The sequence below is a fragment of the Corallococcus llansteffanensis genome (genome assembly GCF_003612055.1).
Classification (GTDB): Bacteria; Myxococcota; Myxococcia; order Myxococcales; family Myxococcaceae; genus Corallococcus; species Corallococcus llansteffanensis.
On record NZ_RAWB01000282.1, the window covers coordinates 1 to 12,957 of the forward strand.

General features: G+C 70.9%; 11 protein-coding genes. 6 read left to right on the top strand and 5 right to left on the bottom strand.

What is annotated here, in order from left to right; all coding sequences use genetic code 11:
• Both D7V93_RS24540 and D7V93_RS24545 read right to left on the bottom strand, forming a co-directional pair.
• Positions 1–794 (bottom strand): ABC transporter permease (locus tag D7V93_RS24540; RefSeq protein WP_147451305.1); only part of this gene is annotated, 794 nt, incomplete at its 3' end.
• Entirely contained in the window at positions 791–1,816 is a 1,026-nt protein-coding gene (locus D7V93_RS24545; RefSeq protein WP_120645717.1) for an ABC transporter substrate-binding protein, read from the bottom strand. The genes D7V93_RS24540 and D7V93_RS24545, both read right to left, overlap by 4 nt.
• Positions 1,817–1,964: 148 nt before the next feature.
• Here D7V93_RS24545 and D7V93_RS24550 point away from each other — a divergent pair, with 148 nt between their 5' ends.
• Together D7V93_RS24550 and D7V93_RS24555 are read left to right on the top strand one after the other, a co-directional pair.
• Positions 1,965–2,960: an aldo/keto reductase gene (locus tag D7V93_RS24550; protein ID WP_120645718.1), complete on the top strand. Its 996-nt coding sequence runs from the start codon at positions 1,965–1,967 to the stop codon at positions 2,958–2,960.
• An 84-nt stretch (positions 2,961–3,044) separates the two neighbouring features.
• Complete coding sequence (locus tag D7V93_RS24555) at positions 3,045–4,391, top strand: glycoside hydrolase family 16 protein (protein ID WP_120645719.1); 1,347 nt, start codon at positions 3,045–3,047, stop codon at positions 4,389–4,391.
• Between the two features lie 51 nt (positions 4,392–4,442).
• Here the strand turns inward: D7V93_RS24555 and D7V93_RS24560 are convergent, their stop codons facing one another.
• Positions 4,443–5,561 (bottom strand): polysaccharide deacetylase family protein, encoded by a 1,119-nt coding sequence (locus tag D7V93_RS24560; protein ID WP_244237485.1) that lies wholly within the window; start codon positions 5,559–5,561, stop codon positions 4,443–4,445.
• A 205-nt stretch (positions 5,562–5,766) separates the two neighbouring features.
• Between D7V93_RS24560 and D7V93_RS24565 the strand changes: the two genes are divergently transcribed.
• The 4 genes from D7V93_RS24565 (at position 5,767) to D7V93_RS24580 (ending at position 9,339) form a co-directional block, all read left to right on the top strand.
• Positions 5,767–6,636, top strand: coding sequence for an ABC transporter substrate-binding protein (locus D7V93_RS24565; RefSeq protein WP_120645721.1), 870 nt, complete (start codon positions 5,767–5,769; stop codon positions 6,634–6,636).
• Positions 6,633–7,427, top strand: a complete 795-nt coding sequence (locus D7V93_RS24570; RefSeq protein WP_120645722.1) for an ABC transporter ATP-binding protein — start codon at positions 6,633–6,635, stop codon at positions 7,425–7,427. The genes D7V93_RS24565 and D7V93_RS24570 overlap by 4 nt, the downstream gene beginning before the upstream one ends.
• Positions 7,424–8,365, top strand: a complete 942-nt coding sequence (locus D7V93_RS24575; RefSeq protein WP_120645723.1) for a FecCD family ABC transporter permease — start codon at positions 7,424–7,426, stop codon at positions 8,363–8,365. The genes D7V93_RS24570 and D7V93_RS24575 overlap by 4 nt, the downstream gene beginning before the upstream one ends.
• A 125-nt stretch (positions 8,366–8,490) precedes the next feature.
• Positions 8,491–9,339 (top strand): tetratricopeptide repeat protein, encoded by an 849-nt coding sequence (locus D7V93_RS24580; RefSeq protein WP_120645724.1) that lies wholly within the window; start codon positions 8,491–8,493, stop codon positions 9,337–9,339.
• Positions 9,340–9,369: 30 nt separating this feature from the next.
• On the opposite strand, the gene D7V93_RS24585 is transcribed toward D7V93_RS24580, so the two are convergent.
• Together D7V93_RS24585 and rnr are read right to left on the bottom strand one after the other, a co-directional pair.
• A complete protein-coding gene (locus tag D7V93_RS24585; RefSeq protein ID WP_199728961.1) occupies positions 9,370–9,588 on the bottom strand; it encodes a DUF3185 family protein in 219 nt (72 codons plus the stop codon).
• A 51-nt stretch (positions 9,589–9,639) separates the two neighbouring features.
• Positions 9,640–12,876 carry a ribonuclease R gene (gene rnr, locus D7V93_RS24590; RefSeq protein ID WP_120645725.1) on the bottom strand — a complete coding sequence of 1,079 codons (3,237 nt, stop codon included), beginning with the start codon at positions 12,874–12,876 and terminating at the stop codon, positions 9,640–9,642.
• Between the last annotated feature and the right edge of the window lie 81 nt (positions 12,877–12,957).

Genomic DNA, 12,957 nt, shown 5'->3' on the forward strand with positions numbered 1-12,957 from the left:
GTCCGACCCAGCGCCCACGTGAGCCCCAGCGCCAGCGGCGTCAGCAGCAACAGGAACGACGCGAGCACCGAAGCACGAGGCAGCCCCTCTTCGCTGCCCAGCAGCACCAGCTCATAGATGCGCGTGGTGAGCACGCGCGTGGGAGGCGACGCCGACACGCCCAGCAGGTACGGCACGCCGAACGAAGACGCGGCCATGAGGAACACCATCACCGCGCCCGACAGCAGCGACGGCAGCGCCAGCGGCACCGTGGTGCTCAGCAGCGCTCGAAGCGAAGAAGCGCCACACACCCGCGCGGCCTCCTCCAGCGCCGGATCCACGCGTCTCAGCGCCGCCGCCCCCGCGAGCAGCACCAGCGGCAGGCCGGACAGCCCCTCCACGAACGCGATGCCCCCTGCGCCATAGAGATTGAACACGTCCGCGCCCAGCATCCGGTTCAGGTAGCCGGCCCGGGGGCTCGCGAGCGACAGCCACCCCATGCCCCAGATGAACGCGGGGATGGCGGAAGGCAGCGTGAACAGCACCGTGAACGCGCCCCTCATGGGCAGGTCCGTGCGGAACAGCAGGAACGCCAGCGGCGCACCCAATCCCAGCGCCCACGCCGTCGCACCCAGGGAAATGCCCAGCGTGTTCACCAGCGCCCCGGACTCCGCCGCGAGCACCTGTCCCATCCCGCCCGTCGCCGCCCCCACGCCGCGCACCAGCAGCGCCGCGACCGGCAGGACGGCGAACAGCAGCAGCGGCACCAACCACGCAACCAGCGCGAGCCACCGTCCCCCGCCACGTCCCGTCATCGCGCGAACGCCCGGCTGAAGGCTTCCTTGATGTCACCGCCGCGCAACAACCCCTGCTCCAGCAACGCCGGGGACCATGCCTGCGCGCGACCCAGCAGCCCCTCCACGCCGGTCTCTCCGCGAGGACCACCCAAACGCGGATCCACCGCGTGCATGTCCCCCTTCTCCACGATGATCCGCTGCCCCTCCGGCGACAGCAGCACGTCCACCAGCGCCTTCGCCGCCACTGGGTTGCGCGTCGTCGCGAACAGGCCCACCGGGCCCGGGATGACGACAGCGCCGTCCTCCGGCCAGACGACCTGGATGGGACTGCCCTTCGCCTTCGCCGCGAGCGCGTTCTCCAGGAGCAGCACGCCCGCGTCCACTTCGCCGCTCTCCACCTTCTGGAGCACCGCCGCGTTGCCCCCCGCCACCACCGCGCCCCTCTCCCGCAGGCCCGCGAAGTACGCGTCGCCCAGGCGCGCGTGCATGAACACCGCCCAGGTGAACGCCGTGCCCGACGTGAGCGGATCCCCGATGGCCACCTTCCCCTGCCAGCTTCCATCCACCAGCGCCGCGAACGACTTCGGCGGCACGCCCGCTCCCACCCGGTGCACCAGCACCATCGTGGACAGCCGCACCGCGGCGTACCGCGCATCCAGGTCCACCAGCGCACGGGGAATGCGCAGCGCGTTCACGGACGCGTAGCGCAGGAAGGCCCCATCCCGCGCCAGCCGCTCGTACAGGAACGGATCCGACGTCATCAGCAGGTCCGCACGCACGGCACCCGCGGCCCGCTCCGCCTCCAGGCGGCTCGCCACCTTCTCGCTGCCGGCCTGGTACCAGTGCACCTGCACGCCGGGCAGCCGCTCCTTCAAGAGCGGCTCCAGCGCATCCAGCACATGCCGGTACATCGACGTGTAGACCCAGACCTCGCCCGTGGGCGCTGAAGCCTGCGCCACGGCCGGCCCTCCCGACGGCGCGGCGGATTCGATGCGACACCCGGCCAGGAGGACGAGCGCGAGCAGGAGGAGGATGCGCATGCGGGTGTCGATTATGCGCCGAACCGGGCACCGAGAGGTGGCTCCTGCACAGTCCGCCCGGGTGACCGTTGTGCCCCGTCCGGGGCGGACCCAACGTCGGCCTGCCAGACGCCACCGGCTCCTTCGGTGGCGGGAAGGACGCCCGCACATGACCCGGAAGGAATTCCTCGCCGCGACGCTGTCGCTGATGGTCGCCCCGACCGTCCTCGGCGCCCCGCCGCCGAAGGCGAAGTCCAAATCGCCCACCGTGCCCCGCCGCAAGCTGGGCCGCACCGGCCAGGAGGTGTCGTGCGTGGGGCTTGGCGGCTTCCACATCGGCAAGCAGAAGGACGAGGCGGAGAGCCTCGCGCTCATCCGCGGCGCGCTCGACCAGGGCATCAACTTCCTGGACAACTGCTGGGACTACAACGACGGCAAGAGCGAGGAGCGCATGGGCAAGGCGCTGCGCGACGGCTACCGCGCCAAGGCCTTCCTGATGACGAAGCTCGACGGCCGCGACAAGAAGACCGCCGCGAAGCAGATCGACGAATCGCTCCAGCGCCTCCAGACGGACCACGTGGACCTGCTCCAGCTCCACGAAGTCATCCGCGACACGGATCCGGACCGCGCCTTCGCCGAAGGCGGCGCCATCGAAGCGATGAAGGACGCCCAGAAGGCCGGCAAGGCGCGCTTCCTGGGCTTCACCGGCCACAAGTCCCCGGACCTCCACTTGAAGATGCTGGAGACCGCGAAGCAGCACGGCTTCCGCTTCGACACCGTGCAGCTGCCCCTCAACGTGATGGACGCCCACTTCAACAGCTTCGAGAAGCGCGTGCTGCCCGTGCTCGTGAAGGAGGGCATCGGTGTGCTCGCGATGAAGTCCATGGGCGACCCCTTCATCCTCGACAGCAAGACCGTCACCGCGCCGGAGTGCCTGCGCTACAACCTGTCCCTGCCCGTCAGCGTCGTCATCACCGGCATCGACTCACAGGAGCGGCTGCAACAGGCCCTCACCGCCGCGCGCACCTTCAAGCCGCTGACGGAGAAGGAGGTCCAGGCCCTCCTCGCGAAGACGAAGGACGCGGCCAGGGACGGCGCCTTCGAGAAGTACAAGACGAGCCACCACTTCGACGGCACCGTCCAGAACCCCCAGTGGCTCGGCTGACGGTGTTTCAGCCGTCTCCAGGTCTTCCTGGCAAGGTGCGTCAAAACAGGTAATCATGAATGCTCCCCCTTCCCCGGAGCGTCCATGAAGCGTCCCACGCGTGCTGGCCTTGTCGCCGCAGGAGTCCTTGCCACCCTTTCCGGCTGTTCGCCCGAGCCGGAGACGCCCTCGGAGGCCGTGGCGTATGGCCAGACGACCCAGGGCGAGCGCGCCTATGATCCGGGCGCGGGCTGGAACCTGACCTGGCAGGACGACTTCACCGGCACGGCGCTGAACGGGGGCGCGTGGACGGTGCTGACGAGCAACTGGGATCCCGTCACGAACAACTGCAACTTCGGCACGGGCGAGCTGGAGTTCCCGCGTGCGCAGAACGTGGTGGTGCGCGACGGCAAGCTGGTCCTCATCGCGGAGCGCACGGGGGACAACCCCACCGACTCGCGCTGCCCCGGCAACTACCGCTCGTTCTACTCCGGCCGCCTGCACACCAAGGGCAAAGTGGAGGGGCGCTACGGGAAGATCGTCGCGAGCATCAAGATTCCTCCCGGCTACGGCATGTGGCCGGCGTTCTGGACGCTGGGCTCCAACATCTCCAGCGCGGGTTGGCCGGGCGCGGGAGAGATCGACATCCTGGAGTGGAAGTCCACGGAGCCCACATGGATGAAGTCGGCGCTGCATTGGTACAACGGCGGGCAGGCGGACTGGGGCACTGGCGCCAGCCGCGGCGTGGACCTGTCGCAGGACTTCCACACGTATGAGGTGGAGTGGAACGCCAACAGCATCGTGTTCCGGTTGGATCGCGACTTCGTCTCCACGGCGACCTTCGGTCACAACGAGACGGAGTTCCAGCAGCCGCACTACCTCATCCTGAACCTCGCGATGGGCGGCAACTGGTACGGCCATCCCGCGCCCACCGCCATCGACCTGCCGTGGGGCGTGCAGAAGACGATGGAGGTGGAGTGGGTGCGCTGGTACCAGCCCGGTGGCGCACAGTCGCTGGGGCTCACCAACCCCGGCTTCGAGCAGGGCATGACGGGCTGGAGCACCTGGGGCACGGAGGCCGCGGACCTGTCGGAGACGTACAACGGCGGGCACTCGGGCAGCTACCACCTGACGCACTGGACGGCGGGCACGCCCTTCGAGACCTGGACGTACCAGACGAAGTCCGGCCTGGCGGCGGGCACGTACAAGCTGCGCGCCTGGGTCCGCAAGGGTGGCGCGTTCAACTTCGCGCGCTTCCAGGTGAAGACGTGCGGCTCGTGCGCGCCGGCCGTGGCCAACCTGGGCACCTACGGCGGCTGGACGCTGGTGGAGACGCCCGCCGTCAGCGTGCCGGCCAATGGCTACCTGGAGTTCGGCCTGCACAGCAACGCGCCCACGCACGACGGCTCCAGCTTCATCCACCTGGATGACGTGGAGCTGATCCGCCTGTAGTCGCGGCAACCCCCGCGTGCGCCGGTGCTTCCCGGCGCACGCGGTGTGACGTCAGTGGGGCACGAGCACGAAGTCGTCCACGTACACCGTGCCCTGATCCGTCCCCGAGTCGTCCTGCACGTAGAAGTCATTCACGATGCCTGACGTCGCGCCCAGGCTGCTCAGGGGAATGGACACCTTCTCCCAGGTTCCCGCCGCGATGGGATGGCCCAGCGCGTCCGCCAGGTTGATGCTGCCCAGCGGCGTGGCGTTGTTGAACAGCGCCAGCCGCACCTGCTGACCGCCCGTGGTGCCGCCATGCACCCAGAGGTCGATGGACTGGTACAGCGACAGGTCCAGCCCGGTGTGGTGGAACATCAGCGCCTCCCAGTTGTCCGGCTCGAAGCTCAGCGAGGTCGGCCCCGCGTGCACCGTGCCGGACTCGTCCAGCGAGTGTGTCGCCCAGCTCCAGTCCTGGAAGCCGCTGCCCATCGCGTCGTCGTAGACGACCGTGCCCACCGACGCGGGCGGCTCCGTGAGGCCGTCCATCAGCGCCAGGCCCTCCGACACGGTGACGGTGCGCACGCCGGTGGACTTCACGTAGTTCAGGATGGAGGTGAAGTTGGTTGTCTTGTACTGCGTCTCGCGCGTGGGCGTCCCGCTGGTGAACTCGTGGAAGAGGATGATGAGCCAGCTCTTCTCCGCGATGGCCTGGTTGATCCACCCCTTCACGGTCGCCACCGTCACGGCGCTCGACACGTCGTTGGCGCGCAGCTCGTAGATGACCGTGTCGCGGTAGTTGCGGCCCGCGTTGATGGTGCGGTGGCTGGCGTACTCCGACTTGAGCGCCGTCATCACCGACGCGTTGTACGCGCCGTAGGGTGACGCGAAGTCCTTGCCGCACGCGGCGCCCACGTTCGCGGCGAGCCAGGAGCGCGAGTCATGCAGCTCCGACGTGAGCTGCGTGGGCGTCAGCGACGTGAGGTCCGCGTGGGTGCGCGTGTGGCTGGCGATCTCGTTGTTCTCCGCATGGAGCGTGCGCACCTGCGCGAGGCTCATGTAGCCGCCCCAACCCTGCGCCACCGCGTCGGTGACCAGGAAGTACGTGGAGCGGATGCCACGCGAATTGAGCGCGGGCCGAGCAATCGTGTACTGCGTGCTCCAACCGTCATCCAACGTGATGGAGACCATGCCTTCCGCGAACGGCGACGCGGCGACGGCAGAGGAGGCGCAAAGAAGCACCGCGGCGCAGAGCGCACGGGCTGACGGATTCATCCAAGCCATGTCTGGGAATTCCCCTTGTGAGGAGGCGCGAGGATACGCGCGCCGCGAGGGAAACCCAGCCCCTCTTCCGGGCACCGGGAGACGGGCCGCGTGTTAGAAGGCGACCCGCCCCATGAGTCTCTTCCGCCTCCCCTCCCTGCTCGTCGTCCTGCTCGCACTTTCGGCCAGTTGCCAACGCCCGGCGCCTCCCGCACCGGAGACGCAGGCGCGGCGGATCGTCTCGCTGTCGCCGGCCGTCACGGAGACGCTCTTCGCCCTGGGCGCGGGTCCGGAAGTGGTGGGCGTGTCCGACTACACGCTCCTGCCGGAGGGCACTCCCGCCCTGCCGAAGGTGGGCAACACGTTCGCGCCGAACTTCGAGGCCATCGTGCGGCTCAAGCCGACGCTGCTCGTGGATCAGCAGGTGAAGCAGGCCCCGGCGGAGGCGCTGTCCGCGCTGGCGCCCTTGAAGGTGCTGCCCTGGCTGTCGCTGTCCGAGGTGGTCTCGAGCGTGAAGGAGCTGGGCCGGCTGAGCGGGCGCGAGCCCCAGGCCACGGCGCTGGCGGAGCGGCTCCAGACCACGCTGTCACGCCCCGCGCCGAAGGACGCGCCCCGCGTCCTGCTGGTGCTGGGCGACGCGTCGGGCACGCTGTCGGAGGTCTGGTACATCAAGCGCGGCTCGCTGCACGGCGCCGCGCTGGAGGCCGCGGGTGCGCGCAACGCCGTCGCGGAAGACAGGCCCGGCCCACCCAACCTGTCGCTGGAAGGGGTCATCGCGCTGGATCCGGACGCGGTGGTGGTGCTGGTCACCGCGCAGGGCCTGGATGCCGACCAGCAGGCGCGCGCGCACGCGCCGTGGAAGAAGCTCACCGGCCTGCGGGCGGTGCGGGAGGACCGGGTGCGGCTGGTGATGGGCCGCGACGTGGAGTCCACCGGGCCGGCCATCCTCGACGTGGTGGAGCGGCTGCGGGCCACCCTGGGCACCCTGCCCGCCTCGCGATGACGGCCGGGCTGACGCTGGACACGGTGACAGTGCGAGCCCGGGGGCGGACGCTGCTGGACGGCGTGTCGCTGCGCGTGGCGCCCGGGGACTTCGTGGCCATCGTCGGGCCCAACGGCGCGGGGAAGACGACGCTGCTGCGCGTGGCGCTGGGACTGCTGCGGCCGGATGCGGGGCAGGTGCGCGTGGAGGGGCGCGACGTGTCGGGGCTCAAGCCAGGGGAGCGCGCGGCGCTGCTCGCGTGGCTGCCGCAGCGGTTGGAAGCGGCGGAGCCCATCACCGCGCTGGAGCAGGTGGTCGCGGCGCGCTACCGCTTTCCCGAGTCCCGTCGGGCGTCCGAGACGGCGGCGCTCCGGGCGCTCGCGGAGGTGGGGGCGCAGGACTTCGCCTCGCGCCCCGTCACGGAGCTGTCCGGAGGCGAGCGACAGCGCGTGGCGGTGGCGGGGCTGCTCGCACAGGAGACGCCGCTGGTGCTGTTGGACGAGCCCGCGAACTTCCTGGACCCCGCGCAGCAACTGGAGCTGTACACGCGCGTGGGCCACCTCTGGCGCGCGGGACGCGGGCTGCTCTGCGTCACCCACGACGTGAACGTGCTCACGCATGCACGAGCACCCGGCACGCGCGCGCCCCGGGTGGTGGGGCTCACCGGGGGCCGCGTGATGTTCGACCTGGACTACGACGCGCCCGACCTGGGTGAGCACCTGGGCGCGCTGTTCGGCGTACGGATGCACAGCACGTCCGTCGATGGACACCGCGTCTTCGTGGGCCTGCCTCGGGGCGGAGGTGCGCCATGAAGCTCCGGCTCTGGGCGGTGCTCGCGCTGTGCGGGGTCGCTTGCGCGGTGGCGCCGTTCATCGGTCCGGGGTTCTCCGCCGACACGGCGGACTTCATCTTCTGGCAGCTCCGCGTGCCCCGCACGCTGATGGCGATGCTGGTGGGCGGCACGCTGTCGCTGGTGGGCGCCGTGTACCAATCCCTCTTCGCCAACCCGCTGGCCGCGCCCAGCACCGTGGGCACCACGGCCGGGGCGACCCTGGGCGCGCTGGTGGCCATCGTCCTGGGGGCCCGGCTGGCTCCGGGCGGCCTGCCGCTCATCACCGCCGCGGCCTTCGTGGGCGCCCTGGGCGTCAGCTTCGTCGTGGCCGCCATCGCCGCCGGCCGCCGCGTCCGGATGAACGACGTGGTGCTCGCCGGCATCGCCTGCTCCATGGCCGCGGGCGCACTCGCCACCGGGTTGCAGTTCTCCGCCGACTCCGCGGAGCTGATGGCCGCCACCCGCTGGTCGCTCGGCCACCTGCCCCAGGTGGGCTACTCGGGCGTGCTGCTGCTCACGCCGTTCGCGGTCGTCACCCTCGTGGGCCTGCTCACGCTCACCCGCGCGCTGGAGGTGTTCATCGCCGGCGAGGAGCACGCCGAGTCCCAGGGCGTCCCCGTCCGCCGCGTGCGCACGGTGGCCATCGGCCTGGGGGCCCTGGGTGTCGCCGCCTGCGTCGCGTGGTGTGGCCCCATCGCCTTCGTGGAGCTCATCGTCCCGCACGTCGTGCGGAGAACACTGGGCGTCAGCCGCCGCGTGCTCCTGCCCGGTTCGGTCGTCGTGGGCGCCGCGTTCCTCGCATTGTGCGATGCGTCGGCGCGCGTCGTCCTGCCAGGGCGTGAATTGCCAGTGGGAGTGGTGACGGCGGCCCTGGGCACCCCCCTGCTCGTCTATCTGGTGGCTCGCGGCCGATCCTGAGGGGGCTGCCCGGAGGGGGACCGAGCCTTCAGGACGGGGGGTGCGGGAAGCGAGTTCGGGTATATTCCGCGCCACGTGGGGCCCCGTGAGGCGTGCCCCCTGGACCTTCACGAAAGGCTTTGAGCATGAAGCGGCTGGGAAGCGTGGGATTGATGCTCGGGGTGCTGACCCTGGGCGGGACCTTCGGCTGTGCGGACGAGAAGGAAGAGAAGGCCAAGGAGCACCGGGTCAAGGGCACCAACTTCCTCGCCGACAAGAACTACGCGGCGGCGACGAAGGAGTACGAGGAGTCGCTGAAGATCGACCCGACCCAGGAGAAGGTCTGGGAGAAGAAGGCCTTCGCGCACCTGCAGGCCGGTCAGACGGATGAGGCCGCGCAGGCCGCGCTGAAGCTGATCGACTTCGCGAAGACGCCCGACGACAAGGCCGCCGGCTACCGCAACGTCGCGGCCATGTACGCGAAGAACGGCCCGCTGGAGAAGGCGGAGCAGTACTTCCAGGAAGCGCTGAAGATCAACCCGAAGGACGCCGACGCGCTGAGCTGGATCGCGGAGGTCCACTCGCAGCGTGGTGGCGCCCGCTCCATGTCCACGCCCGCCGTTCCCGAGGAGTTGGAGAAGGCCCTGAAGGTCTACGACCAGGTGCTCGCGCTCAACCCGAACTCCGCCAACACGTACCTCAACAAGCGCATCGTGATGGCGAAGTACATGGAGCACGAGAAGTCCCTGCGCGACGCCGCCGAGCAGGAGGCCGTGGAGGCCGGCATGCCGCCCGCTCCGGTGAAGGGCAAGAAGCCCGCCGCGGACCCCGCCGCCGCCGAGCGCGTCGCCGCCGCCAAGGCCAGCTCCGCCGCGCACCAGGCGCGCATCGATCAGCTCCAGGCCGAGTTCAACGAGCTGACCAAGCAGTTCGGTGAGGCCACCAAGCGCAACGCGGCCGCCGCCAAGGGCGCGCAGGCCTCCAACAAGCCGTAGCCCGCGCGAACGCGCTGGAGGGGGTGGGGCCTAGCGTCGGCCCTTCCCTCCTCCGAAGAGGGCCAGCAGCACACCGCCCAGGAGCGCGGCACCGCCGCCCGCGACATAGAGCGTCGTCTGCTCGGTGTTGCGCCCGGTGACCAGCTCCGTGGCGCGCTCGGTGAGCGAGTCCTTCGCCTTGAGCCCGGTGAACAGCAACACCCCGCCCGCCACGGCGAGCATCAACCCCACGATTCGCAGAACACCCACACGTCCTCCTGGAATGGAATGACGGCGGACCGGGAGTGCCCGGCCCTCCGGTCAGCGCTTGCGCTTGCCAGGGGCACCGCGCCCCGGCTTCGTGCCAGCGCCCTTCTTCTTGCCGCCGGCCTTCTTCGCCGCCGGGGACTTCTTCGAGGGCTTCGCGCGCGAGCCCGGGGTCGCCGCTGCCTTGCGGACCTTCTTCGAGGCGCTCGCGCGCTTCGGAGCAGGCCCCTCGGAGAGGAGGCCCCGCTGCGCGGCCAGCGCACGGATCCGATCAAAGCCCGGGTGCGGAGAGGCCGCCGGTGCGGCGTCGTCACCGAACCGGTCGGCGAAGGGAGCCGGACCCGGCGGGGTGAAGTCCTCGCGCGGCGCCTCCACCTCCGGCGCTCCAGCGAAGTCAGGCGTGGCGTCGGGCTCCGAGCGCACCGGCTCCGCGGGGCGGAACAGGCGGCGCTTGCCCTTCGTCGGGGCAGCGGGCTCCGCCTTCGGGGCGCGCTCCACGGGCGCGGCGTCTTCCGTCCGGGCCTTCAGGAAGCGCGAGCCGGGACGGGCCGGCGCGGCCTCCTCGCGGCGCCCTTCGCGGCTGAACCGACCGCGCGGACGCGGCTTTGACGTCGTCTCCGGAACGACTTCGTCCGCGGACGGAACGTGCGCGGGCTCGAACCCAGCCAGGACCGCGGCCTCCTCCGACGCGACATCCTCCGCCGTGGGCGGCTCCCACGTCCGGACGCCAAAGGGCGTCTCCTCCGCCCCGGCATCCCAGGGAGCGGCCTCTTCCGTCGGCTTGCGCGTCGGGGCGGTGGGCTTCTCCCAGGGCTTGCGTCCCGCTCGGGCGGCCTCGCGGTCGTCGCGGCCGGGGCGACCCGCCTTGCCACCGAAACGCGGCGGCGCCTCGTTCACGTACTCGCGCCGACGCGTCGTCGGCCGTGCGGCGCCAGCGGTCCGGGCCAGCGGGGACTCGCCTTCGAACTGGAGCGCCTCGAAGTCGATCTTCCGCGACACCGTGCTCGCGGACAGCAGCCGCACGCGCAGCTTCTGGCCCACGCGCACGCGCCGCCCGTTCGAATACACGAGCGAGTGCACGCGCTTGTCCAGCTTGGCGCCCGGCCCCAGCGTCTCCGCCTTCACCAGGCCCTCGACGTGCTCCGTGTCCAGCTCCACGAAGAAGCCGAACTCGGCGATGCCCGCCACGGTCGCGTCGAACTCCTCGCCCACGCGGTCCTTCATGAGGAGCGCCGCGTAGAACGACACGACCTCGCGCTCCACCGTCATGGCCGCGCGCTCGCGCTCCGAGCACTGCTGGGCCATGCCCTCCAGCCGCTCCTCCTCGCGCTCCAGCTGCGCTTCCGACGGCTTCTTGCCCTTGCGCGCCCAGATCCCCTTGAGGATGCGGTGCACGAGCAGGTCCGGATAGCGCCGGATGGGCGACGTGAAGTGCAGGTAGTTCTCCGCCGCCAGGCCGTAGTGGCCCACCCGCGTCGCCGTGTACACGGCCTGCATCATCGAGCGCAGCAGGAGCTGGTTGAGCGCGCGCTGCTCCGGGTGCCCGTGGAGCTGCGAGATGAACGCGTCCAGCTCCTTCGACGACACGCCGTCGTCCACGTTCAGGTGGAAGCCGTACGCCTCCGCCAGCACGGAGAACGCCGCCAGCTTCTCCGGATCCGGTTCGCCATGGAACCGGTACACCGTGGGCAGGCCCTCGTCCTGGAAGTACGTGGCCACCGCCTCGTTGGCGGCGAGCATGCACTCCTCGATGAGCCGGTGGCTGTCCTTGCGCTCGCGCTTCTCCATGCGCTCGGGCAGGCCGTCCGGCCCGAGCACCACCTTGTGCTCGGGCACGTCGAAGTCGATGGCGCCTCGCGCCTTGCGCATGCCCATCAGCGCGCGCGCCAGCGCCATCAGCTGCTCGAACTGGGGCTTGAAGGCGTTCCGGTGCGGCACGTCCTTGCCGTCCAGGACGTCCTGCACCTCGTTGTACGTGCAGCGCGCCACGCTGCGCATCACCGCCGGGTACAGCTCCGACGAGCGGCGCGTGCCCTGGCGGTCGAACGTCATGTCCGCCACCATGCACAGTCGGTCCTCGTCCGGACGCAGCGAGCAGATGCCGTTGCTCAGCCGCTCCGGCAGCATGGGCAGCACGCGGTCCGGCAGGTACACCGACGTCGCGCGGTTGAGCGCCTCCACGTCCAGCGCGCTGCGCTCCCGCACGTAGTGGGACACGTCCGCGATGGCCACCACCAGTCGCCAGCCATCGGCCAGCGGCTCCGCGTAGACGGCGTCGTCGAAGTCGCGCGCGTCCTCGCCGTCGATGGTGATCAGCGGCAGCGGGCGCAGGTCGCGGCGGTTCTCCCCCGTGGCCTCCGCTTCGGTGACGCGCACGGCGAACGCATCCGCCTCGTCCATCACCTCCGGCGGGAACTCGTCGGAGAAGCCCTGCGAGAAGGCCGACCCCAGCACCTCCGCGCTCGGCTCGCCCGGACGGCCCAGGGATCCGGCCACCTCACCGAAGAGGCCCTGCCCCGGCTCCAGGAGATCCGCGCCCACGCCCAGGCGTACCTTCACCAGGTCCCCGTCGCGCGCCATCTGCGTCGCGGGCACGCGGATGGGCCCCGGAAGGCTCGTGTCCGTGGGGTTCACCAGCGAGTGCCGGCCCTGCTCCACGTAGGTTCCCACCGCCAGCTCGCGCCGACGGTTGATGACGCGCAGCAGCCGGCCCTCGAAGCGTCCGGGCCGGCCGGCCACCTCCACGAGGACCCGGTCGTTGTCGAGCGCCCGCTGGGCCTCCTGTGGCGGCAGGAAGATGTTCTCGCCCTCGCCCGACACCGGGTGCACGAAGCCGAAGCCGTCCCGGTGCACGTGGAGGATGCCCTCCACGGTGGGCTCGTTGGAGTCCTCGAAGCGCGAGTCCCGGCCGCCGCGCCGCGGGTCGCGCCGGAAGTCCCCGCCGCCCCGGAACCCGCCCGGGCTCGCGTCGCGGAAGGCACCACGGCTGGAGCCAGCGCCCTCTTCGCGCCCGCTCCCGGGAGCGGGGCCGCGCTTGCGCGTGGGGGGCGCGGGCAGGGCACGACGCGAACCGACGCCGTCCTCCGGTGCGCGGGGCACGCGGGCCCCTTCCAGGCGGAAGCGCTTGCCGTCCTTGAGGATGGCGCCGGAGCGCACCAGCTCACGCAGGGCGCGCTTGAGTTCGGTCTGCTGGCCGGGATGGAGCCCCCCGAGGCGCAGGAGTTCCTTCACGCCCAACGGGTGGTCTGCCTCGGCGAGGAGCTGTCGGATGTGGTCTTGGGAGAGGCTCACGGGAGGGGTGCGGCAAGGCCGCTCAGGGAACGGGTAAGCCCGAAACGTGCGGGCGGGAACCCCCCTGGCCCCATTCGCCCT